General features: G+C 62.0%; 21 protein-coding genes. 11 read left to right on the plus strand and 10 right to left on the minus strand.

Annotation, left to right across the window (positions count from 1 at the left end; all coding sequences use genetic code 11):
• Positions 1-225: 225 nt before the first annotated feature.
• From AC2ETI_RS24835 to AC2ETI_RS24845, 3 genes are read left to right on the plus strand one after another with little or no spacing between them, the layout of a single operon-like run.
• A complete protein-coding gene (locus AC2ETI_RS24835) occupies positions 226-393 on the plus strand; it encodes a hypothetical protein (protein ID WP_003942869.1) in 168 nt (55 codons plus the stop codon).
• Positions 386-1,516: a thiolase family protein gene (locus AC2ETI_RS24840; protein WP_003942932.1), complete on the plus strand. Its 1,131-nt coding sequence runs from the start codon at positions 386-388 to the stop codon at positions 1,514-1,516. The genes AC2ETI_RS24835 and AC2ETI_RS24840 overlap by 8 nt, the downstream gene beginning before the upstream one ends.
• A 55-nt stretch (positions 1,517-1,571) precedes the next feature.
• Positions 1,572-2,783 carry a PucR family transcriptional regulator gene (locus AC2ETI_RS24845; protein ID WP_021345888.1) on the plus strand — a complete coding sequence of 404 codons (1,212 nt, stop codon included), beginning with the start codon at positions 1,572-1,574 and terminating at the stop codon, positions 2,781-2,783.
• Here the strand turns inward: AC2ETI_RS24845 and AC2ETI_RS24850 are convergent, their stop codons facing one another.
• Positions 2,784-3,611, minus strand: coding sequence for an SDR family oxidoreductase (locus AC2ETI_RS24850; RefSeq protein WP_019745803.1), 828 nt, complete (start codon positions 3,609-3,611; stop codon positions 2,784-2,786). It abuts the gene before it with no gap.
• A 171-nt stretch (positions 3,612-3,782) separates the two neighbouring features.
• Here AC2ETI_RS24850 and AC2ETI_RS24855 point away from each other — a divergent pair, with 171 nt between their 5' ends.
• Positions 3,783-5,015, plus strand: coding sequence for a PucR family transcriptional regulator (locus AC2ETI_RS24855; protein WP_019745802.1), 1,233 nt, complete (start codon positions 3,783-3,785; stop codon positions 5,013-5,015).
• A 4-nt stretch (positions 5,016-5,019) separates the two neighbouring features.
• Here the strand turns inward: AC2ETI_RS24855 and AC2ETI_RS24860 are convergent, their stop codons facing one another.
• A complete protein-coding gene (locus AC2ETI_RS24860) occupies positions 5,020-5,367 on the minus strand; it encodes a hypothetical protein (protein ID WP_020909514.1) in 348 nt (115 codons plus the stop codon).
• Between the two features lie 225 nt (positions 5,368-5,592).
• On the opposite strand from AC2ETI_RS24860, the gene AC2ETI_RS24865 reads away from it, so the two are divergent.
• Positions 5,593-6,678 (plus strand): TerC family protein, encoded by a 1,086-nt coding sequence (locus AC2ETI_RS24865; RefSeq protein ID WP_019745800.1) that lies wholly within the window; start codon positions 5,593-5,595, stop codon positions 6,676-6,678.
• Between the two features lie 176 nt (positions 6,679-6,854).
• Complete coding sequence (locus tag AC2ETI_RS24870) at positions 6,855-7,784, plus strand: alpha/beta hydrolase (RefSeq protein ID WP_020971152.1); 930 nt, start codon at positions 6,855-6,857, stop codon at positions 7,782-7,784.
• On the opposite strand, the gene AC2ETI_RS24875 is transcribed toward AC2ETI_RS24870, so the two are convergent.
• The 5 genes from AC2ETI_RS24875 to AC2ETI_RS24895 form a co-directional block, all read right to left on the minus strand.
• The gene (locus AC2ETI_RS24875; protein ID WP_084325884.1) at positions 7,767-8,438 is read right to left on the minus strand and encodes a Dabb family protein; all 672 of its coding nucleotides are present in this window, start codon (positions 8,436-8,438) and stop codon (positions 7,767-7,769) included. The two genes, AC2ETI_RS24870 and AC2ETI_RS24875, sit on opposite strands and share 18 nt — an antisense overlap.
• A complete protein-coding gene (locus AC2ETI_RS24880) occupies positions 8,431-8,778 on the minus strand; it encodes a hypothetical protein (RefSeq protein ID WP_020909511.1) in 348 nt (115 codons plus the stop codon). Before AC2ETI_RS24880 ends, AC2ETI_RS24875 begins: the two co-directional genes overlap by 8 nt.
• 45 nt (positions 8,779-8,823) lie before the next feature.
• On the minus strand, positions 8,824-10,341 hold the full coding sequence (locus AC2ETI_RS24885) for an MFS transporter (RefSeq protein WP_020909510.1): 1,518 nt from the start codon (positions 10,339-10,341) through the stop codon (positions 8,824-8,826).
• Between the two features lie 132 nt (positions 10,342-10,473).
• Positions 10,474-11,937: a benzaldehyde dehydrogenase gene (locus tag AC2ETI_RS24890; protein WP_195790903.1), complete on the minus strand. Its 1,464-nt coding sequence runs from the start codon at positions 11,935-11,937 to the stop codon at positions 10,474-10,476.
• A 92-nt stretch (positions 11,938-12,029) separates the two neighbouring features.
• On the minus strand, positions 12,030-12,920 hold the full coding sequence (locus AC2ETI_RS24895) for a LysR family transcriptional regulator (protein ID WP_019745794.1): 891 nt from the start codon (positions 12,918-12,920) through the stop codon (positions 12,030-12,032).
• A gap of 123 nt (positions 12,921-13,043) precedes the next feature.
• On the opposite strand from AC2ETI_RS24895, the gene AC2ETI_RS24900 reads away from it, so the two are divergent.
• The 3 genes from AC2ETI_RS24900 (at position 13,044) to AC2ETI_RS24910 (ending at position 16,530) form a co-directional block, all read left to right on the plus strand.
• Positions 13,044-14,411: an NAD(P)/FAD-dependent oxidoreductase gene (locus AC2ETI_RS24900; protein WP_019745793.1), complete on the plus strand. Its 1,368-nt coding sequence runs from the start codon at positions 13,044-13,046 to the stop codon at positions 14,409-14,411.
• A gap of 79 nt (positions 14,412-14,490) precedes the next feature.
• Positions 14,491-15,243 carry an IclR family transcriptional regulator gene (locus AC2ETI_RS24905; protein WP_020909508.1) on the plus strand — a complete coding sequence of 251 codons (753 nt, stop codon included), beginning with the start codon at positions 14,491-14,493 and terminating at the stop codon, positions 15,241-15,243.
• Between the two features lie 99 nt (positions 15,244-15,342).
• On the plus strand, positions 15,343-16,530 hold the full coding sequence (locus tag AC2ETI_RS24910; RefSeq protein ID WP_020971147.1) for a 4-hydroxybenzoate 3-monooxygenase: 1,188 nt from the start codon (positions 15,343-15,345) through the stop codon (positions 16,528-16,530).
• A gap of 29 nt (positions 16,531-16,559) precedes the next feature.
• Here AC2ETI_RS24910 and AC2ETI_RS24915 read toward each other — a convergent pair whose 3' ends face one another.
• The 3 genes from AC2ETI_RS24915 to AC2ETI_RS24925 all read right to left on the minus strand — a co-directional run bounded on the left by AC2ETI_RS24915 (position 16,560) and on the right by AC2ETI_RS24925 (position 18,929).
• On the minus strand, positions 16,560-16,799 hold the full coding sequence (locus AC2ETI_RS24915) for a DUF4440 domain-containing protein (RefSeq protein ID WP_097386701.1): 240 nt from the start codon (positions 16,797-16,799) through the stop codon (positions 16,560-16,562).
• 72 nt (positions 16,800-16,871) lie between these two features.
• A complete protein-coding gene (locus tag AC2ETI_RS24920) occupies positions 16,872-18,194 on the minus strand; it encodes a ClC family H(+)/Cl(-) exchange transporter (RefSeq protein WP_483634545.1) in 1,323 nt (440 codons plus the stop codon).
• Positions 18,195-18,308: 114 nt separating this feature from the next.
• Positions 18,309-18,929: a LysE/ArgO family amino acid transporter gene (locus AC2ETI_RS24925; RefSeq protein WP_483634546.1), complete on the minus strand. Its 621-nt coding sequence runs from the start codon at positions 18,927-18,929 to the stop codon at positions 18,309-18,311.
• A gap of 75 nt (positions 18,930-19,004) precedes the next feature.
• Here AC2ETI_RS24925 and AC2ETI_RS24930 point away from each other — a divergent pair, with 75 nt between their 5' ends.
• Both AC2ETI_RS24930 and AC2ETI_RS24935 read left to right on the plus strand, forming a co-directional pair.
• On the plus strand, positions 19,005-19,898 hold the full coding sequence (locus AC2ETI_RS24930; protein ID WP_483634547.1) for a LysR family transcriptional regulator ArgP: 894 nt from the start codon (positions 19,005-19,007) through the stop codon (positions 19,896-19,898).
• A gap of 131 nt (positions 19,899-20,029) precedes the next feature.
• Positions 20,030-21,502 carry a class I adenylate-forming enzyme family protein gene (locus AC2ETI_RS24935; RefSeq protein ID WP_113682890.1) on the plus strand — a complete coding sequence of 491 codons (1,473 nt, stop codon included), beginning with the start codon at positions 20,030-20,032 and terminating at the stop codon, positions 21,500-21,502.
• The last annotated feature ends 53 nt before the right edge of the window (positions 21,503-21,555 follow it).

A 21,555-nucleotide genomic window follows, 5' to 3' on the forward strand; every position in this document is an offset into this window, starting at 1 on the left:
TGACGAATAATGCACCCTTCATTCGACGATGCCGCCCTGCGATGTGAAGGCACGAGCATCAGACTGCTGGCTTCGCAGTGCAGTCGGTGCGAGAACATCAGCTTCCCTTGCCGTGAGCGTTGCGCCAAGTGCTACGCCCCGGCGACCCAGATCGAACTGGCCGAGTCCGGTACCGTCTTATCGCATTGCACTGCAGCATTTCCGATTGCCGGAGCGCAACCTCCCGTGACCATCGCGCAGGTGCGTATCGGTGACGCCGACATCGAAATTCTGGGAGTCAGTGCCGATCCCGTTCGAATCGGTGATGTGGTTTCCGTTGTTCCCCGGAGTGCGGGCACGGAAGACTCACTGTTCACGACATACGGTTTCGAAAAGGAGTCGCGCGATGCGTGAGGTATACATCTCGGGCGTCGGAATGACGCCGTTCGTTTCCAAAACGACGACACCGCCACATGTTCAGGGTGGACAGGCGTTGAACGCGGCCCTCGGGGATTCCGGACTGGACTGGGCTGAAGTCGGCCTGCTCGTGGTCGGTGCCGTCGGTACCGGAATGTCGACCGCTCCGCTGGTTCTGCACGAAATGGCGTGGACCGGGATTCCTGCTGTTGCGGTAGAGAACGCATCAGCCACCGGCACAGCGGCTTTCGAGCAGGCCCGCGCTGCTGTGGCATCGGGGCAGGTGGAAACTGCCGCGGTGGTCGGAGTCGGAAGCCTAGGTGCTCTCTTGATGAGCCGCGCTGCCGAAGGGGAACGTGAACCGGACTTGATTTCTGTATCCGGCATGGCAGTTCCTGCTGTTCCGTTTGCGTTGATGAAGCAGGCCCGCATGCATCGACACGGCGAATCGGCCGACGCCAGCCTCCTGGTGGTGGAGAAGAACCTCTTCAATGCAAGCCGAAACCCCATGGCGCAGCGTAACAAAGCATTGACGATGGACGAGTTGAAAGCTGCACCGATGCTGGTGGATCCGCTCCGGCGCGTCGAATCCTGCCCGATCGGTGACGGCGCAGCGGCAGTCGTCATCACCAGCAGAAAACTCGCGAACGCCAGTCGGGCAGTCCGAGTGGCTGCCGCCGTAGCGGAGACAGACAAGTGGCACGGGGCTGCCGCGTTCATGCCTGATCTCGGTGTGACCAAGCGGGTCTCCGCCCGTGCCTACGAGCAAGCCGACATTCGCCCCGACAACGTCGACGTCGTAGAGGTTCACGAGGCTTTCAGCGTCGAAGAACTGCAGTACATCGAGGATCTCGGGTTGGCGGCGGAAGGGAAGGCGTCGTTCGCGATGGCAGACGGCGATTTCCACATCGGAGGCCGTGTCGCGGTCAGCCCCAGCGGTGGACTGATCGGCCGTGGGCATCCCGGTGGAGCGACCGGCCTGTCCCAGTTCGTCGAGATCACTCAGCAGATTCGTGGGCAGTCCGGGGTCCGTCAGCACGACGGTGCGCGGATCGGATTCGCGCAGATGATCGGAGCCGGCGGAGTGAGTTACGCGCACATCCTGGTCGGCGAAGACTAGCGGTTCCGGTACGACAGTCCCCCCGCCTTCGGAACGTGGTGGAAGAATGCGGGGGGTGAACGCAACCGGAGTACCCACAGAAGTGCTTTCCCGGGTAGCCGCGGCAGGGGCGGACGACGCCGGTGGCCTACCCGTCGAGTTGCTGGGTGATTTCCTGGACGTGCTCAGTGTCGCCGTATGCGAGGGGAAGCCGCTGCAGCGTCGTCAGCTGCATCGTTTCCGTGCCCGCGGTGAAGAAGCGGCGCAGCAGGGTGTTGCCCTGCGAGCCCTGCTCGATCTTTATCTCTCCTCGGCTTGGCGCCTGTGGCGTGAGCTCCCCGCTGTTATTGCGGCACAATCGGATCCGACTGCCGTCGTCTCGGCCGGCGAAGTCATGCTCCGCGCCGTCGACGATGCCGTCGCCGAACTGGCCGAAGGATTTCAGTTGGCCAGGCGTTCTCTGGTCCGCTCGCAGGTATCGGCACGCCGTGAGTTCGTCGACGACCTGTTGACCGGTGGAGCCGATGTCGTCGGATTGTTAGGTCGTGCTTCGGGATTCGGGCTCCATCTCAGCGGTCCACATGCCGTCGCGGTCGTGACCGCGACGCGCGAGTTCACCGACGACAATCCCTTGGTGCGGGCCGTCGAACGTGCCGTGCTCGGCAGCAAGGGTGACGCCGACGCGTTGGTTGCCAGCAAGAGCGGCAAACTGGTCGTCGTTTTCGCGGCGCCGGACCGTGATGCCGTCGACCACGTGCTGGCGGGTATTCGGTCGGCTCTCGGACCGGGAACCGATGACGACGGGCGAGTTCAGTTGCAGCGGCGTGCTTTGGACGGCACCTGGCAGATCGCTGTCGGGCGCCCTCGCACCACTGCTTCGGGCGTCGTGGCGTCGTACCGGGAGGCGCTCGACGCACTGGACCTGGCGCAGCGCCTGTCGTTGACCGCACCGATCATCGATGCTCGTGACCTGCTGGTCTACCGCGTTCTGGTCAACGACAGGCCGGCGGTCACCGACCTTATCCACACCCTGCTCACCCCGCTGCTCGAGGCACGCGGCGGCGCTGGGCCGATGATCGACACCCTGCTCGCGTACTTCTCCGCCGGCGGCAATACGGCAAAGACCGCCCGAGACCTGCATTTGTCGGTCCGGGCGGTCACGTACCGCTTGGACCGTATCCGTGAACTCACCGGCCAGAACGTCAACGACCCCAACGACAGCTTCGCGCTCCACGCTGCCGTGTTGGGCGCGAAGTTGCTCGACTGGCCGGCCACGGAGCTGGCCTGATCAGCTGGTGCGCGCCCGTTCCTCGTAGGCAGCACGGGCCGCGGTGTCCACGTCGCCGAGAAACTGCGTCTCGACGCCGAACAGTCGGCTCAATGCCTCGTAAGGCCGTCGGGGTACGAAACCCTGTGCCTGGACAAGCAGTCCGGATACTCGCGTAATGCGCACGCGTGGTCGAGGTTTGGTGATCAAGCCGACGATTGCTTCGGCGATTTCCTCCGGCTGAACCTCACGGAAACCCTTCATTCCCGAAGTCCCGGAAGTGAGTTGGGTGTTGGTGAGCGTCGGCAGTACGGACGAGACGTTCACTCCGGTGCCACGAACTTCCTTGCGGACAGAATCGGTGAAGCCCAACACCGCATGCTTGGCGCCGCAATACGTCGACAAACCGGGGCACGGGAGTTCGCCGGCAAGCGAAGCGATGTTGATGACGTGTCCACGTCCGCGTGGAAGCATCCGTCGCAGTGCGAGTTTGGTTCCCGTGATCACGCCGAGGACGTCGATCTCGATGATGCGTCTGGTCACGGTGTCGTCCTCGTCGACGATCCGTCCGACCGGCATGATGCCCGCATTGTTGACCAGTACGTCGATCGGGCCGAGTTCACCTTCGACGGTGTCGAGGAAGTCGAAGAACGACGCGGGGTCGGTGACGTCGAGACGCCCGAACGTACGGATGCCCAAATCTTTTGCAGCCTGCGCGAGAGTGGCTTCGTCGATGTCGCCGATCGCGACCCTCGCGCCCAGGCTGATGAGCCGTTTCGCGGTGGCGTATCCGATGCCCCTGGCGCCACCGGTGATGACCACTACCTGACCGTCGAAAGGCTTGTTCATATCGCGAGCGTCTCCAAAAACTAGAGGGGTGGGATTGCAGTGACGTAAATCTGCAGCGACGTGAAACTGCAGTGAGATGTGATTGTGGACCAGTTGAAGTTGGGTAGATAGGGCTTGTTGGCCGAACCAAGGCGATAGATTTATGACTAAGTCACAATTCGGGGAGGCGCCATGGAAACATCGGAGTTGGACGGCTGGATTGCGAATCTCGCACCCATCTATCTCCAGCCGGAGGTGATCGACGGTTTCGTCCAACGCATCGACGACGCCATTGCCGAGGCCAATCCCGAGGTAGCGGCTGATCGGGAGCTACGACGCGATGTGGATGCGAGCACCGCGGCGCAGCTCCGCGTCATCGTGGCGGCGATCGCGGGCGGTTCCCAGGAGGTCACGCCGCCGGCGGAGTCGGTTGCGCTTGCACTCACCGTCGCTCGGCGCGGTATGGATCTTCGGGTCCTGCTCAAGATCTACGGCGCCGGACGCCTCGCGATGCTGGGTTTCGTCGACGAGTCGATAGAGGCACTCCCGATCGGTCCGGAACTCAAACGCGCACTTCTCGTTCGAGTGTGGGGTTCGGCGATGAGATGGCTGGAAGTGACCACCGAATTGTTGGTCGCGACGTACGCGAAGGAGCGGGAGAGCTTGGCGCGCGGCGCTTTTGCGCGTCGGTCCGAGACGGTGCACGCGATTGTCGCGGGCGAAGCCCTTCACTCCGACGAAGCGTCCCGGATCCTGGACTATCCGATGCGGCGCCACCACACGGCGTTTGTTCTCTGGACGGACGACACCGACCCGGCTGCAGACGTATTGGCGCGGTTGGACTCGTACGCCCGTACCTTTGTGGACGAGTCCAATGGCGAGCGTGTTCTGACTTTGCCTTCGGGCGCGCGTGAGCTGTGGTCGTGGGTCGCGCATTTCGACGGCCAGGAGTGGGCGTCACATGTTGATGCCCGGCATTCGGATCTTCGCGTTGCAGTGGGAGCGAGCGGTTACGGAATGGAAGGATTCGCTCGCAGTCATCGCGAGGCGCTCGCCGCGCAGCGCGTGGCGGTCCGTTCCGGGGGCTCGCCGGGTATCACCGTCTACGAGGATGTTCAGGTTCCCTGTCTGCTCACCGAAGATCTGGGCGAACTGCGTGAGTTGGTGGCTCGGGAACTGAAAGGCCTGGCCGGCGCGGACGGCGTCACGACGCGCATCCGTGACACCGTCCGGGTCTACTACGAGAACAACTGCACCGCGGCCGCTACTGCCGCAGCCCTCGGCCTGCACAAGAACACCGTGCGGTATCGACTCGATCAGGCCGAAAAGCTACTGGGTCGCAGCGTCGACCAGCGTCGGCTGCCGACGGAGTTGGCCCTCATCGCACTGGAGAGCTACGGAGCCACCATCGCGCCGGCGCCGTGATTCGCTACTGCATGTCATCGAGTCCGGGGAGCGAGTAGCCGGAGTTGTCATCCCAATCTGCGGGGGTGTCGTCGAGTGAAACGTCCCAGTCGGCGTCGGGCACCGCTCGCCGGAGTTCGGTCAGTGCGTTGAACCAGTAGACGAGTGACGGAATCACCTCGGTCGGATCGCTCGAGATCTTGGTCGAGCCGTTGAGCAGAGTGTTGGGGATATCCGACGGGTAGAGGTCCAGGACCTCGTAGTCGAACGGAAATTCGTCGTTGTGGACGGCGATGAGTCGGTCGACTTCGGCCTTCTCGTCGTCGGTCAGCGGTGTGGAGCGGACGGCGGAGTAGTACAACGAGGTGCTCATGTTTGCCAGGCTAGAACAAGTTGCCTTCCAACGGCGGTTTCGGATGCAACACCTTTAGATTGCATGATCTCGGCAACTTTAGATACAAAAGTCGTCGATATTTCGACAGGGATGGATAGAAGTCGGCAAGGAACACTGGAGAAGACGGCGAGACGGCCGTCCGAACCCAGTGAAGGAGCTCCCCGTGACCGCAGTCATCAGTGCCATTCGGGTAGGTGGTCAGCGATGAACGTTCCCATGTGGGCGTGGGCCGCGTTCGCCGCAGTCATCGTCGTCATGTTGCTCATCGACTTGCTCGCCCACCGCGGCGCGCATGTCATCGGCTTCAAGGAAGCGGCCTGGTGGAGTGCACTCTGGGTCGGTTTGTCTCTCGTGTTCGCGGTGGTTGTCACCCTGACCTTGGGGGTGAACTCGGGCGTCGAATTCACAACAGCCTGGCTGTTGGAGAAGAGCCTCTCGGTCGACAACCTCTTCGTGTTCGCCCTGATCTTCGGTTACTTCAAGGTGCCCCGTGAGTACCAGCACCGTGTGCTGTTCTTCGGTGTCATCGGCGCCCTGATCTTCCGCGGAATCTTCCTCGCTGCCGGCGTTGCCGTGGTCAGCAAGTTCACGGCCGTCCTGTTCGTCTTCGCCGCCATCCTGCTCTACAGCGCTTACAAGCTGCTCAAGGACGACGACGAGAGCTTCGATCCGGGTACGTCGCTGGCAGTTCGCCTGCTGCGCAAGATCATGCCGGTTCGCGAGGAATACGCGGGAACCAAGTTCTTCGTCAAGGAAGCCGGAAAGCGCGTCGCAACACCGCTGTTCGCCGTCGTCGTCGCCATCGAAGCCGCCGACCTCGTGTTCGCAGTCGACAGCGTCCCGGCAGTCCTGGCAGTGAGCGACGACCCGTTCATCGTGTACTCCAGTAACGCGTTTGCGATCCTGGGTCTGCGTGCCCTGTACTTCCTGCTCTCGGGTCTGCTCGAGAAGTTCCACTACCTCTCCAAGGGTCTGTCGATCATCCTCGCCTTCATCGGCGTGAAGCTGATCATGCAGGCCAGCCACAAGGTGATCAGCACGTCGATCCCCGAGATCCCCTCGCTGGTCAGCCTCGCGGTGATCATCGTGGTCTTGGCAGGCTCGATCATCCTGAGCCTCAAGAAACCGCTACCGCAAGAGCCTGAGGCCGAAGAGGTTGCGTCCGGTGATGCACCGGTCGACCTCGAGAAGACAGGCCCGAATGGGGGCGTCGAGTCTTCCGACATCGCGCTTGCTGCCGGCGAGCACGACGACGATGACGACAAGGTGGATGCTCGCAGTAGGAGCTGACGCCTGATCGGCTGAACCGAATCGAAAAGGGAGACCACACAACGAGGTGTGGTCTCCCTTTTCGTTTCTCACGACTTCTCGTAACCAAACAGACCACTGATCGGGAAGGTGTGTTCTCACTCGGCCGCGCGCGATCTACCTTGGCGGATGCCCGACGTCCGAGATCAGGAGTGCACATGACAATTCACGCGGAAGTCATCACCATGCTGGCCACGCTCAACGCCGCATTTCCGGATGTCACCAGCTTCGAGCCGTCGGAGTTGCGCGCTCTGCTTCGGAATCGACGCGCCCCGTTGGAGCGGCTTCCCGATTTGCGTACGGTCGAAGATCTCGCAATCGAGGGCCCCGGTGGAGATCTGGCGATCCGCGTCTACCGCCCGCACACTTCCTCCGACGCCGGACCGCTGGTCGTCTTCGCTCATGGCGGAGGCTTCGTGTTCTGTGACCTGGACAGCCATGACGAATTCTGCCGGTCCATGGCGGAAGGGGTTGGCGCCGTCGTCGTCTCCGTCGATTATCGTCTGGCCCCTGAGTACCCCGCGCCGGCAGCACACGACGACGTCTACGCCGCATTGGAGTGGGCGACGAAACACGCGGCACAGTACGGCGCAGACCCGAGCAAGATAGTCCTTGCCGGCGACAGCGCGGGCGGCAATCTTGCTGCGACAGTAGCCATCGCCGCTCGCGATCGTGGGGGGCCGGCGGTTGCGGCGCAGGTTCTCATCTATCCGGTGATCGACGACGATTTCGACACCGAGTCCTACCGTCTCTACGGTACCGACCACTACAACACGACCACGGCCATGAAGTGGTACTGGGACCAATATGCTCCCGAACGCCGAGATGACGTGCGGGTGATACCCACTCGGACAGAGTCGTTCGCAGATCTTCCAGCTGCTGTTGTCGTGACAGCCGAGCTGGATCCGCCGTGCTCGTCCGGTGACGAGTACGCGAAACTGCTTGCCTCGGCCGGCGTCCCCGTGCAGCATCATCGCTTCGACGGGTTGTTTCACGGGTTCCTCACTATTCCGTCATTGTCGCTCACAGAGCCGGCACGCCAGAAAGTTTGGGCGATGATCCGCGAGGTATCAGCCGCCGCTCGATAGGATCTCGTCGCCCAGTTCGCCGAAGGTATGGCAGATTCTTTCCCGCACAATGACTTCGGTGCATTCGGGATCGAACCATCGATCAACGACGCCCCAGTGGATCGGATGATCGAGGTATTGGGTCTGCAGTGATTCGAGGTCGGTGAACTCCTGCTCCCACACATGGGTCCACGGTGCTTCGTCACATGCGGGTGTTGCGCCGGTCGCCGCACTCACCCGACTGAGTCGCCAGGCAGCGATCGAGGAGATATGCCCGGGCATCTTCAGCAAGTCGCTTTCGAAGCGTTCGATTTCGTCCTCGGAGGTAGTGGGTTCAACGCGAATCAGCAACGCTCGATACACCCCGTTCGGGCCCGTGGCGCGCGAGCGACCCTCGGTTCCGGAAACGTACTCGGCGCCGTGAAAGCGTTCGATGGCATCGTGGTGAAGTTCGGCGTCGACGGAATCGCTAACGGCCCGCCACGCGGCTTCATTCGCGAACTGAAGATAAACGATCAGATCTCCGCCGTTGATGGCGCCGGGCAGAGTAGCGGTGACGAGATGGCGAACTGCGCCCGACGATTCTGCCACTGCTGCAATGGTGTTCACCGCATTCGCCCAGCCGTCCGAGTCCGGGCTGTCGGCAGCAAAAACAACCCTCGTGACGTTATACATCGGCCAGTGCCTCGACGTCGTCGGCAGCAGCAGCCATGGTGCGGCTACGTTCGCAGATGAGTGGTTCCATGGCATCCCACCACTGCCGAAGCGTGGTGTCGCCGCGACTCAGACGAGTCATGGCCCACCAACCGGAGGTTCCGTCGACGGTCCACGTGATAGTCACGACGTTGGGTTCGTACTCGGACCACAACGGCGGACTGACAAGTATGTTGTCGAGGGTCAGGCTGCGTCGCCGGGCGTTCGGCAGGTAGCCGGCACGCCATTCGTCGACGAACTTCTGCCCGCATCCGGGATTCGTGACGATCCGGTCGATCACGTAGAGAGTCTCACCTGCCATGTGCGCAGGCTACGTTCCGTCTAAGTCTCTGCGGTACTACCGATCTCACGCAGCGGGAGGTTGTTCGGAAGCGGACGGGGAGTGTGCCGGTCGCAGCCCCAGCCACCCCACAAGTCCCACCAGAACGAAGGCAACGCCCGCGGTCGCGAACGTGACGGTGAAGGCAGATTCGCTTGGCATCGCCGGAACACCTTCGGGGAGGTTCGCGATTGTCATCGACGCCAGAATCGTTGTCACTACTGCGCTGCCGATGGCGCTGCCGGTGGAACGTGAGATCGAGTTGATGCCGTTGGCGATGCCGCTCTGATGATGCGGCACATTGGACATGATGATGGCGGGCATGGCTGCATAGCCGAGGCTGAGGGCGGCGCCGATCACCATGCCCGCACCGATGACCGACGCGGTGTGCGTGTGGTCGAACGCGAGCCACGCAAACGGCACCGCGCCCAGGATCGCAGTGAGTCCCAGAACGAATCGCGGCCCACGGAGTCTGATGAGACGACCGCCGATCGGGGCGGCGATCAGCGAAACTATCGCGCCAGGCAGCAGGAATTCGACCGACGCACGCAGAATGCTCGCGTCGAAGCCGTATCCGGTGAGATCGCGGGGAAGTTGTGCGAGATACGAGATCCCGAGGAAGTTCGCGAACATGCCGAAGCCCACCACGACGCCGGCAAGATTTGCCATCATCACCGGGCGGTGGACGAACATCCGCATGTCGACAAGCGGCTCGTCGACGATCTTCTCGATCCACACCCAGACTGCGAACATCACGATCGAGGCCACAAAAACACCGACGGTCAAGGGCGACAACCACCCCCATTGGTGGCCTTGAGAAATCGCCAGAAGAAGCAGAAGTAGTGCCGCGCCCAGACTCAGCGCACCGATGAGGTCCACGCGCCCACCGCTTTTGTGCGTGGTGGGCGGGACCAGCGTGGCGACGGCAATCAAGGCCAGTACTGCGAATCCGGTGGCCATCCAGAAGGCGTTGCGGTAGTCGGCATCCGGAGCCGATGTGAGCAGACCGGTGGCCACGAGGGCGAGACCGCTGCCGAACGCGAGAGTTCCGCTGACCAGGGCCATGGCGCCGGGAAGCTTCTGTGGTCGTATCTCTTCGCGCAAGACCGAGAGTGCGAGAGGGAAGATCGCGGTGGCTGTTCCCTGGAGTACACGGCCGAGGATCAGCAGTGGCAGATTGTGCGCCAATGCCGCGACAATCGAACCGATCACCATGACGACGAGGACGCCGACCAAGGTGCGCTTCTTGCCGTGCTGATCGCCGTAGCGTCCCAGCAGGGGAGTGAAGACGGCAGCGGAAAGCAGGGTCGCCGTCGTCACCCAACTGACGCCGGCGGACGAGGCTCCGAGGTCGGACTGAATCCGTCCCAGGATCGGAACCGGCAGCGTCTGCATCATCGAGACGATCATCGCTGCCAGGCTCAAAGCGCCGATGATCACGGCCTCCCGGCGCGGCGATCTTGCTACGGACTGGTCCGGGGAATCGGTGGCAGTTGGCGTAGCGCTGGGGCTCGCGGCACTGCTCGTCGTAACTGTGTTCGTCAACGGGTCCTTCTCGGGAACAACAAGAGAAAATGCTTAATGTGGCGAAGTAATTTTCTCTGGATGGTAAGTCCGCGAGATCGATCCCGTCAATGCTGGTCAGCGACCGAGTGGGACGTGCCCTGTGAATTCGTTCTAGAAGGGGTATACCGGGAGTGCACTTTGCGCCGTCACCCATTGTGTTTCCGTGAAGGCATCGAGGTTTGCACCGATACCGCCGACACGGCCGCCGTTACCCGAAGACGCCATGCCGCCGAACGGGATGACGGCTTCGTCGCCGACCGTCTGATCGTTGATGTGGACCAGGCCGGTGGGAATCTGTTGGGCGAGTTCGAGTCCGCGCATGGCGTCGGAGGTCAGAATGCCCAGCGACAATCCGTACTCGGAATCGTTGGCTATGGCGACGGCTTGTTCGACGGTGGCGAAGGAGGTCACCGGTGCGACCGGCCCGAAGACCTCGTCGGCGAAGGCCGGCGCGGTCAGTGGGGTGTCGGCCAGCACGGTGGGCCGGTAGAAGAGATCCTCGTAGGTGCCGCCGGCAGCCAGTTTTGCTCCGGCCGCGATGCTTCCGTTGACCAGAGAGTGGATGTGGTCGCGTTGTTTGGCGTCGATGATGGGTCCGAGTGCGACCTGACCGGTGAACGGGTCGCCTACCGGAAGCTTGTCGGCGTGTTCGGCAAGGAGTGCGGTGTAGTCGGCGGCGATACTTTCGTGGACCAGTTGGCGGCCGGTGGTCATGCAGATCTGTCCCTGGTGCATGAACGATCCGAAAGCGCCGACAGATGCGGCCTTTTCGAGGTCGACGTCATCCATGACGATCAGCGCATTGTTGCCGCCGAGTTCAAGATGAGCGCGCTTGAGATAGCGGCCCGCCAGTTCGCCGACCGCGCGTCCAGCTCGGGTCGACCCGGTGAATGCGATGACGCGAACGCTCGGATGAACCACGATTGCCTCACCGGCGTCAGCGCCGCCCGGCAGCATGCTGAACACTCCGGCGGGCAAGCCTGCTTCTTCGAAGATGCGAGCGAGAACCACACCGCCGCAGATCGCCGTGCGCGGGTCAGGCTTGAGGATCACCGAATTGCCCAGCGCCAGTGCGGGAGCGACTGCACGGATCGACAAAATGATGGGGAAGTTGAACGGCGCGATGACGCCGACGGTTCCGACGGGTACGCGACGAGAGAAGCTCAGCCGAGGTTGCTCCGAGCGCAGAACCTCTCCGACAGGGTGTGCGGCCAAAGCTGCTGCGTTGTAGCACTCTTCGGCAGCGGTATGGGTTTCCAGCCCGGCCTTGGCCGGGATGCTGCCGGCCTCGCGGATTACCCATTCGCCGATTTCGTCGGCGTACTGCTCGAACAGTTGACCGGCGCGGCGTAGAACGGCGGCTCGTTCAGTGTATGGCCTTGCCGCCCAATTCTTCTGAGCTGCAGTAGCTTTTGTTGCAGCGGCCGCCACGTCGTCGGGTGTTGCCATGCCGACCGTCGTCAACTGCTTGCCGGTGGCCGGCTCGACGACAATACGATCGTCGGCGCTACCGCGAACCCATTCGCCGTCGAAGATCTTCGATTCCCACACATGGTCGCTCAGCAAACGCGTCATGGCTGCTCCTCGGTAAAGGGATGCAACCGCGCGCCGCATCACATGGTTGCCCACCACGTTGCTCCGTGAGGGGGTCGATCGCCATCACACTTTCACTCAGTGAAAGACGGATTCATGGCGTCCTTGAGTGCTTGGATCAGATCGGCGAACTCGGCGGAGTGGGTAGCGCCGCTGCGGGTCACTCCCGAGACGGGAATGCGTAAGCGGCCGTGCGATTCTCGCATGAAGCTGATTCCAGCGCGTGGAGATTCGCCTGCGGTGATCGAATAGAGCAGGGTCCAGGCGCGCGGGTTGGTGATCACGTCCAGCGTGGCTGTGTGATCGCTCGGAATTGCGGGGCCCAGTTGGACGCGTCGATCGATCTCGCGGAATGCGTCCTCGACCACCTTGTGAATGAGCACCTGACTTTGGCGCGGCGGCAGGAGCAGGGGATATGCGGCCAGATCATTGAGGTCGACGCTTTGCTGGCCGGCTAGGGGGTGTCGGCTCGACATGACGACCAGCAGATCTTCGACGCCGAGGTCCAAGGGTTCGAGTCCGGGGCGGTCGACGCCGCCGCGAATCAGGGCGATGTCCGCGTCACCGGAGGCCACAGCATCCATGCGGTGGGCAAAGCTCTTGATGACGAACTCGACGTCCAGGTCCGGATGAAGTTCGCGCACGTGTGCGATGGCGTCCAGCGTCTGAGCGGCAAAGCTCATGTTTCCGGTGATTCGGATCCGGGCTCTCGGGTCTCGTGCGACGGAGTACGCCATCGTTTCGAGACTGAGGACTTGCTGCGCGATGGGCACCAGTCGCGATCCTGCCGGGGCCAGGCGAACCGCCCGGGTCGAGCGCTCGAAGAGTGTCGCCCCGAGCTCCTTCTCCAGTCGTGCGACCTGATGGCTGATCGCCGACTGCGAGATGAAGCAGCGTTCGGCAGCGCGACTGAAGCTCAGTTCCTCGCTCACGACGAGAAAGTACTTGAGTTGGCGGAAGTCCATGAGGACAGCTTACTTATGAGCAATCGAGATAACAGTCTTGCGAATACTCCAGCTAGCTGGACCCGACCCATGATCAGTCCATACCGTAATAGTCATACTTTCAATTTGGTTGAGGAGTTCGTTGTGGATAGAACAGCTGCGGGTCGCGCCGACATCGACGCGACTGGACACGAGAAGACTCAGGTTGTGATCGTCGGTTCGGGATTCGGAGCCCTCGCCGCGGCCAAGACCCTCGCGAAGTCCAAGACGCCGTTCGTTCTCATCTCCGCCACCACCGAGCACCTCTTCCAGCCGTTGCTCTACCAGGTGGCGACGGGTGTCCTGTCGGCCGGCGAAGTTGCTCCGCCCATCCGCACGATCCTGCAGAAGTACCCCAACGCCGACGTCCGCCTCGGCCGCGTCGTCGAGGTCAACGCCGAAGAGAACACCGTCGTCTACGAAGCCTCGGGCACCCGCCACACGCTCGGGTACCGCTCGCTCATCGCAGCCACCGGTGCCACGCAGGCGTACTTCGGTCATGACGAGTTCGAAAAGGTCACCTACAAGCTCAAGACCGTCGAGGACGCCGAGGTACTGCGTAAGCAGATCCTGCGTTGCTTCGAGGAAGCGCACACCACCAACGACGCGCTGGTTCGCCGTAACCTGCTGAGCTTCGTTGTCGTGGGTGCCGGCGCGACCGGCGTCGAGCTCGCCGGACAGATCAAGGAACTGGCGCGTCGCTACTTTGCGAAGGCCATCAACAACATCAGTGCCGACGAGGTCACGGTCACCATGGTCGAGGGCGCCGGCGTTGCGCTTCCGGCCTTCGGCGGCAAGCTCAGTGAGTACACGCAGGCCTCGCTCGAGAAGTCGGGTGTCGAGGTAGTCCTCAACACCATGGTCACCGCCATCGACGAGCATGGTGTCACCGTCTCTTCGGCAAAGACCAAGGAAGAGAAGCGCATCGACGCCGAGACCGTCATCTGGTCGGCCGGTGTACGCGCCAACGACTTCGCCGCAGTGCTCGGAGAGGCAACCGGTTGTGAGAGTGACCGCGCAGGTCGTCTGCTCATCAATCCGGACTTGACCGTCGGCGGGTTTGCCAACGTCTTTGCCATCGGCGACATGACTTCGCTCAACGGTCTGCCCGGTCAGTCGCCCGTTGCGATGCAGGGTGGCCGTCACGCCGCGAAGACTGTGAACGGAAAGGTCAAGGCCGGAACGCCTTTCAAGTACTTCGACAAGGGCAGCATGTCGATCATCAGCAGATTCAGCGCTGTATGTCGCGTCCGCAAGGTCGAGTTCAAGGGCACGATCGCCTGGTTCATGTGGCTGGCCGTGCACGTGATGTATCTGGTGGGCTTCCGCAACCGGTACGTCGCTGTGATGTCGTGGTTCGGTTCGTTCATCGGTCACCGTCGTCCGCACTTCCACTACGCGCAGGAACCGATGAAGATCGAGGCCGCGCCGCCGGTGACCGAACGCGAACCGGAATTGGCGCACTCCGCGTAGCTCCGCACCGCCTGAACACGTTTCGCCTGATGCCAGTCACAGTGGATTCTTAGTGGCACTGCCCTGTCACACTGTGTGAATGGCATCAGGCGACCGTTCGTTGATCGGCCGGGCATTTATCGTGCTCGGTGCCTTCGACGCGAAATCGCCGCGGTTGACGCAGTCGGAAATCAGTCGTCGCAGCGGTTTACCTCTGCCCACCGTTCATCGGCTGTGTGGGCAGTTGGTGGCTGAGGGCGCACTCGAGCGTCGGAGTGACGGCAAGTACCAGGTCGGAGTGCGGTTGTGGGAGATCGGCGCTCTTGCTCCCGGCGCTCACGGCCTGCGGCAGGTGGCGTTGCCGTTCCTCGAGGACCTGTACGAGGTCACCCGGGAGAATGTGCAGTTGGTCGTTCGTGAGGGTACCGAGGCGCTGTACCTCGAGCGCTTGTCCTCGCGTAGTGCTGTCACCGTTGTCGGTCGGGCCGGGGGAAGATTGCCGTTGCACGCGTCCAGCGGTGGATTGATTCTCCTCGCGCACGGCGGAACCGAGCTTCTCGACGACGTCCTCCAGGCCGGTCTCGAGTCGTTCACTCCCAAAACCATTACGTCCGAGCGGATTTTGCGAGCAACTCTCGACGAGATCAGACGCACCGGATTTGTCGTCTGCCGTGAGTATCTGAACGTCGGAACCCTTGCCGTCGCCGCTCCGGTCCGCGATGCCGGCGGCAATGTCGTCGCAGCGGTCTCGACAGTTGTTCCGGTGGAGCAGGATCCGGCTCCGTTACTGCCGGCCTTGGTCGCGGCCGCCCGTGGAATTTCACGCGGGCTCGGTGGCGGCGGACTTGGATAGCTCGTATTCGGTCTTTCACTGAGTGAAATTGCAGCTGTTCAGGGGAGTGGTCGTGGTCGATGGTGGTCTCAATCGTCACTCACCTCAGGAGTTCTCTGTATGTCTTCTTCGCGCACCCAGGTCGGAATCGTCGGTGGTGGTCCCGCCGGGTTGATGCTCTCGCATCTGTTGCATCTGAAGGGAATCGATTCGGTAGTCCTGGAATGTCGCACCCGTGAAGAGGTAGAAGGCACCATTCGTGCCGGCGTGCTCGAACAGAACACGGTTGATCTCATGGTCGAGACCGGACTCGGTGATCGACTGAAGCGGGAGGGCCTCGAACATCACGGAATCGAGCTGCGATTCGGCGGGCGAGGGCACCGAATCGCGTTCGACGAATTGACCGACGGGCGCGCCGTCACGGTGTATCCGCAGCACGAGGTGCTCAAGGATCTGATCGCGCGACGTCTCGCTGACGGCGGGGACATTCGGTTCGGAGTGTCCGACGCGAAAGTGCACGATCACGAATCGGATCGCCCGAGCATCACTTTTGTCGATTCGGACGGAAACGACCAGAAGCTCGAGTGCGCCCTGGTGGCCGGTTGCGACGGATCACGTACGCAAACGCGAAAGCTGATTCCCGAACCGTCGATCCGAACGGATCATTTCCGCCAGTATCCCTTCGCGTGGTTCGGCATCCTGGCCGAGGCTCCGCCGTCATCGGAAGAATTGATCTACGCCAACCATGAGCGTGGGTTTGCGCTGATCAGCACGCGGACGCCCGAGGTGCAGCGGCATTACCTCCAGGTCGATCCGGACGACTCCGTGGACAACTGGTCCGACGATCGAATCTGGGACGAGCTGCACATGCGCGTCGACGGCGAGGGCGCAGAGATCAAGGACGGCAGGATCTTTCAGAAATCGATCCTTCAGTTCCGCAGCTTCGTTTGTGAACCGATGCAGCACGGCAACCTGTTTCTTGCCGGCGATGCGGCGCACACCGTGCCGCCGACCGGTGCGAAGGGAATGAATCTCGCGATCGCCGACGTTTACGCTCTGGCGAAGGCAATGGACAGTTTCTTCACCTCGTCCGACCGAAAGATGTTGGACGGGTACACCGAAACGGTGCTGCCGCGTGTGTGGCGGACGCAGCACTTCTCGTGGTGGATGTCGTCGATGCTCCATCGCTTGCCAGACGACAGCGGTTTCGGGCATCGCCGTCAACTGGCCGAGTTGGACATGGTCACGCGTTCGGTCGCCGGACGAACGCTGATCGCCGAGAACTACGTCGGAACCCCCTTGATCTAGAGAGTTGTCGCAGATTTTGCGGTGCGTAATCAGTGGAGCGGGGTGCCTTGATGGTGTACCAGTTGCCATCCGGCCGGGGCGCGGCGCCACAGGGATGTGCGTCGCGCTCGACGCACGCCACGGAGTGAATCCCACTGTGTCAGGACGTATCCGTCGTCGATGATTCGACCGGTCAAGTTGTGAACTTCGATGCCGTCGCCGTCGATGGGTTCGTTTCGCAGTGATTCAACGGTCGACGGTAGGTCCCGGACGCTACCCGACGCACCTATCTCGGTGAAGACTTTGTGGGGTCATGAATGCTCCTCTGCCTACGCATTGGTCGGGCACGATGTCGATCGTGATCATCGCAGAGGTGGGTGTCGAGTTTCCAACATCCGTTCTCGGAGACTGTCGTAGATAGGTGCCGACCCTGCCGCGGTGGCGACGAATACCGCTGCCGCAGTGGCAGCGAGCATCGGGACGAGCGTCGACGTCACCGCTGTCATCTCGACCACGATCACGATGCCGGTGAACGGTGCGCGCACTACAGCGCCGAAGAAGGCAGCCATGCCGATGGTGGCCATGGTGACCGTGAGCCCGGCGTCCACTCCGGGCACGAAGCTCGACAGTCCGGTGAAGATCGACCCCCAGAGTGCACCGAGTGCAAGTAAGGGAGCGAACAGTCCGCCGGAAGTTCCAGCGGCATACGAGAGCGGGCCAGTGAAGAACCGAACCGCCAAGTACAGCAGCAGGATCGGCAGTACGAAGGTCCTTCCGCCGACGATCATCTGTGCAAGAACGTCGCCGCCCCCGCTAGCGAGAGGGTCGAGGAACAGCGTCAGGCCGATGACCGCGCCGATCGTTGCGCCGATGACAGTCGGCGGAATCTTGTCGAGTCGTGCAACGGCGTCGAGTAGACCCAGAATCAAGCGGTTGTAGGCGATACCGAGTAACCCCGTGAGGATTCCGAAGACGACAAACAGTGGCAAGAGTGCGAGTTGAGGCGTCGGGACGGTGCCGACCTCGAAATCGGGTTGGTCACCGATGACAAGTCGTGCACAGCCCACCGCGACCGAAACACCGAAAAGTGTTGGCAGCACGGTGCGCAGCCGAAATGAGTGCGTCACCTCCTCGCAGACGAACAGTGCCCCGGCGATCGGCGCGTTGAACGCGACGGCGAGTCCTGCTCCGGCCGTGGATGTTTGCAGCATGGCGACGTCCGGTTCGGCAAGGCGGGCCCGCCGTCCCGCTTCTGCCCCGATCGCCGCACCCATGTGTACGGTGGGGCCCTCGCGGCCGAGAACCAGCCCGGAGCCGATCGCCAAGAGGCCGCCGATGAATCTGGCAGGCACGAGATTGATTCCCGGCGGCTTCGCTTCGCCGCGGGACACCGCCTCGACGTGCTGGATGCCGCTTCCCTTTGCGAGGGGTACTCGTCTGACGATCAGTACGGCCAGTACGGTGCACAAGGCCACCAGGACGACCGGCACGAGCCACCCGACGTACGGAACGTGATGCGCCCAGTTCACGATCGTCCGACGGAGTTCGTCGGCCCTGATCAGACACCAACGGAACGCGCCGCCGACAAATCCGACCCCGACGCCGGCGACCGCAGCGAGAAGGCACAGCAAACTCAGTCCGCGGTTGGAGTCACGCGGTTCGGTGCCGCCGTCGTCCTCGGTCATCGTGATCAGCCCTACCTGATGGTCACAACTCGCGACAGGTGAATTGAGCTTCCTCACCTTGGACGGTAACCCATTCCGATACCCGCAGTGTCGGATCGAGGTTGTGCAGCCGAGTCACAATTCGACAAGCAGGCTGATTCCGAGAACCGCCATCATCACGGCGATCAGAGCGTCGAGAATCCGCCAGGCGTTGGGTTTCGCAAAAAGCGGCGTCAGCAGACGTGCGCCGTAACCGAGGGCGCTGAACCAGACCACACTCGCGGTGATGGCACCGGCCGCAAACCACCAACGTCCGATTTCGCCGCGACCGTTGGCAATTGAACCCATGAGCACCACGGTGTCGAGGTAAACGTGTGGATTGAGCCAGGTGAGAGCCAATGCCATCGTGACGGCGGCCAGCCTCGAACCGTTGCCGTGCTGATCCGGTGCCAGCGTCTGGGGTCGAAGCGCCCGCTTGGCGGCGAAGATTGCATAGCTGAGGAGGAAGACCGCACCGGCGATACGAACGAACGTGATCAGCGACGGTGCGTGTTCGAGGAGGGTCCCGATTCCGCTGATGCCTGCAAGGATCAGAATTGCGTCTGACAACGCGCACACTGAGACGATCGCGAGTACGTGCGATCGCGTCAGACCTTGGCGAAGAACAAACGCATTCTGGGCGCCGATTGCGACGATCAATGACAGTCCGACTCCGAAACCGACGAGGGCCGACGCAGGGTCGTTGGTGCTGAGCATGTTGTCGAGCCTGCCGCTCAGATTTCATTCAGTCCAGCTAATGATTCTTAGGACGCATCAGAGTAGCTTCAGATTATGTTGGATTTCGAGCAACTGAGGGCATTGCACGCTGCGGTCGACGAGGGAACCTTCGAGGCGGCGGCGCGGAAGTTACACATCACGCCTTCGGCGGTCAGCCAACGAATCAAAGCTCTCGAGACCTCGGTTGGCCGGATCCTGGTGCAGCGCACCAAACCCATCCAGGTCACCGATTCCGGGAGAGAAGTCCTGCGTCTTGCCCGTCAGATAGACGCACTGTCGCGTGACACCGTGCGAGAACTCGGTTTGGAAAACGGTTCGAACACCTTCGCCCGCGTCGCGATCGCGGTCAATGCCGATTCGCTGTCCACTTGGGTTCTCGGGGCCCTCGCGGAGTTCACGCAAGAAGTCAGTTTCGATTTTCATCTCGACGATCAAGACCACACCACCGAACTTCTGCGCGACGGTTCGGTCATGGCTGCCGTCACGTCTGTTGCGTCACCGATTCAAGGGTGTACCTCCAGTCGGTTGGGCATCATGCGGTATCGGCCGATGGCGAGCGCAGAGTTCTGCCGTCGCTGGTTCGCAGATGGTGTCACGGCCGAATCCCTTTCGAAGGCACCGCTGGTGGTGTTCAATCGCAAGGATCTGCTGCAGGATCGGTACCTCGATCAAAAGGTCGGACGCCCGGCAGATCCGCCTCGCCATCTTGTTCCGTCATCGGCAGACTTCGCGGACGCCGTCAGGCGGGGATACGGGTGGGGGTTGATACCGGACCTGCAGTGCGGCGAGGACGATCGCGGCGGGTTGTTGATCGGATTCGATCCGGACTTCGTGGACGACGTTCCGCTGTACTGGCAGCAGTGGAAACTGTCGTCACCCGTCTTGCGCCGGATCTCCGAGATGGTGACCCGACGCGCTCACGAGGTGTTGCATCAGCCTTCGAGCTGATGGCACCGCACGTACGGTGTTGTGCTCAGGGAACAAAGAACCTGGATAAGTTGATCCCCTGAGACCGTTTCTTCGGCCACAGGACGCCGATAGTGTTTTGAGTCACACACGAATGAAAGGTGCTGACTCTCGTGGCGGACATCGGATATCTGGCTTGGGATCTTGCGGAGAAGTACGGGAAGAAGCCGTGCCTACGGGACGACCACGTCGAACTCACGTATGAAGAGTTCGCAGATCGTACGGAAGCTGTTGCCGCGCAATTGGCCGGACTCGGAATCGGACTCGGTGACGTGGTAGCGATCATGCTGCCCAATCGCGCCGAGTTGCTGATCGCGATCATGGCTGCCTGGCGCATCGGTGCTGCAGCTACGCCCATCAATCCGATGTTCACTGCGAACGAAGCGGATTACCAGATCGCGGACTCCGGGGCCGAGTTGGTCATCACCGCCTCTGCCGATGCGCCCTCGGGTGGCCGTGCGGTGTTGGCCGTCGACGATCTGGCGACAGTGCCGCCGACCGATCCCCGACCCGGAATCGATGTTGCAGCAGACGATCTGGCGTTGCTCATCTACACCAGCGGCTCCACTGGACGGCCCAAGGGAGTGATGCTCACGCATTCCAACCTGCAGTTCATGGCTTCGTCGATGGGCAAGAACATCGGTGTTACCGGCGCGGATCACTGCCTGCTGATTCTGCCGTTGTTCCATGTCAACGCGATCTGCGTCAGCGTCCTGACGCCCTTGCTTGTCGGCGGACAGGTGAGTGTCACCGGGAAGTTCTCGGTTTCGAGATTCTTCGACGACGTTGCGCGGCTTCGCCCCACGTATTTCTCGGCGGTGCCGGCAATCTACGCGATGCTGACCTCGCAGCCGGAAGACGCCTCGATCAACACGTCATCCTTGAGGTTTGCCGTGTGCGGTGCGGCGCCGATCAGCAAGGAACTCCTCGAACGCGCGGAGCAGCGTTTCGGTTTCGTGATCGTGGAGGGTTACGGACTCACCGAGGGGACCTGTGCGTCGGCCTGTAATCCTGTGGAGGGCCTGCGCAAACTGGGTACGGTCGGCCCGGCGTTGCCCGGCCAGCAGATTGCCATTCTTGCCGAGGACGGAACCTTTGCTCCCGTCGGAACTGCCGGAGAGGTGGTCATCAAGGGCGGCAACGTGATGCGTGGCTATCTGGGCAAGCCGGAGGAGACCGCGAAGACCGTCAAGGATGGTTGGTTGCATACCGGCGACGTCGGGGTCCTCGACGAAGACGGCTACCTGACCCTGGTCGATCGCATCAAGGACATGATCATCCGTGGGGGCGAGAACATCTACCCCAAGGAGATCGAAAATTCGCTCGCCACACATCCTTCCGTGCTCGAGGCCGCCGTCATCGGCGCTCCGCACCAGGTCTACGGAGAGGTGCCAGTTGCCTATGTCGTTGCCTACCCCGACGCGCCCGTCACCGAAGGCGAACTGCTCGAACATGTCACGGCCTTGCTCACCCGAGTAAAGGTGCCAGTGGCGATCTACGTCGTCGATACGCTTCCCCGAAACCCGGTGGGCAAGATCGACAAACCCGGAATGAGACGAGCTCTGAGCGCAACTCCCGCTCACTAGTCCCTTCCCCGTAATACCAGCACAACTCGACGACGTGCGTCGAGTCGATCCGT

The sequence above is a fragment of the Rhodococcus sp. MurmanLake-1 genome, from assembly GCF_056945715.1.

Coding starts and splice junctions, on each gene's coding strand:
- AC2ETI_RS24840 (WP_003942932.1), top strand. CDS start 386: ATGCGTGAGGTATACATCTCGGGCGTCGGAATGACGCCGTTCGTTTCC.
- AC2ETI_RS24850 (WP_019745803.1), bottom strand. CDS start 3,611: ATGAACAAGCCTTTCGACGGTCAGGTAGTGGTCATCACCGGTGGCGCC.
- AC2ETI_RS24855 (WP_019745802.1), top strand. CDS start 3,783: ATGGAAACATCGGAGTTGGACGGCTGGATTGCGAATCTCGCACCCATC.
- AC2ETI_RS24860 (WP_020909514.1), bottom strand. CDS start 5,367: ATGAGCACCTCGTTGTACTACTCCGCCGTCCGCTCCACACCGCTGACC.
- AC2ETI_RS24865 (WP_019745800.1), top strand. CDS start 5,593: ATGAACGTTCCCATGTGGGCGTGGGCCGCGTTCGCCGCAGTCATCGTC.
- AC2ETI_RS24870 (WP_020971152.1), top strand. CDS start 6,855: ATGACAATTCACGCGGAAGTCATCACCATGCTGGCCACGCTCAACGCC.
- AC2ETI_RS24875 (WP_084325884.1), bottom strand. CDS start 8,438: ATGTATAACGTCACGAGGGTTGTTTTTGCTGCCGACAGCCCGGACTCG.
- AC2ETI_RS24880 (WP_020909511.1), bottom strand. CDS start 8,778: ATGGCAGGTGAGACTCTCTACGTGATCGACCGGATCGTCACGAATCCC.
- AC2ETI_RS24890 (WP_195790903.1), bottom strand. CDS start 11,937: ATGACGCGTTTGCTGAGCGACCATGTGTGGGAATCGAAGATCTTCGAC.
- AC2ETI_RS24895 (WP_019745794.1), bottom strand. CDS start 12,920: ATGGACTTCCGCCAACTCAAGTACTTTCTCGTCGTGAGCGAGGAACTG.
- AC2ETI_RS24905 (WP_020909508.1), top strand. CDS start 14,491: ATGGCATCAGGCGACCGTTCGTTGATCGGCCGGGCATTTATCGTGCTC.
- AC2ETI_RS24910 (WP_020971147.1), top strand. CDS start 15,343: ATGTCTTCTTCGCGCACCCAGGTCGGAATCGTCGGTGGTGGTCCCGCC.
- AC2ETI_RS24920 (WP_483634545.1), bottom strand. CDS start 18,194: ATGACCGAGGACGACGGCGGCACCGAACCGCGTGACTCCAACCGCGGA.
- AC2ETI_RS24925 (WP_483634546.1), bottom strand. CDS start 18,929: ATGCTCAGCACCAACGACCCTGCGTCGGCCCTCGTCGGTTTCGGAGTC.
- AC2ETI_RS24930 (WP_483634547.1), top strand. CDS start 19,005: ATGTTGGATTTCGAGCAACTGAGGGCATTGCACGCTGCGGTCGACGAG.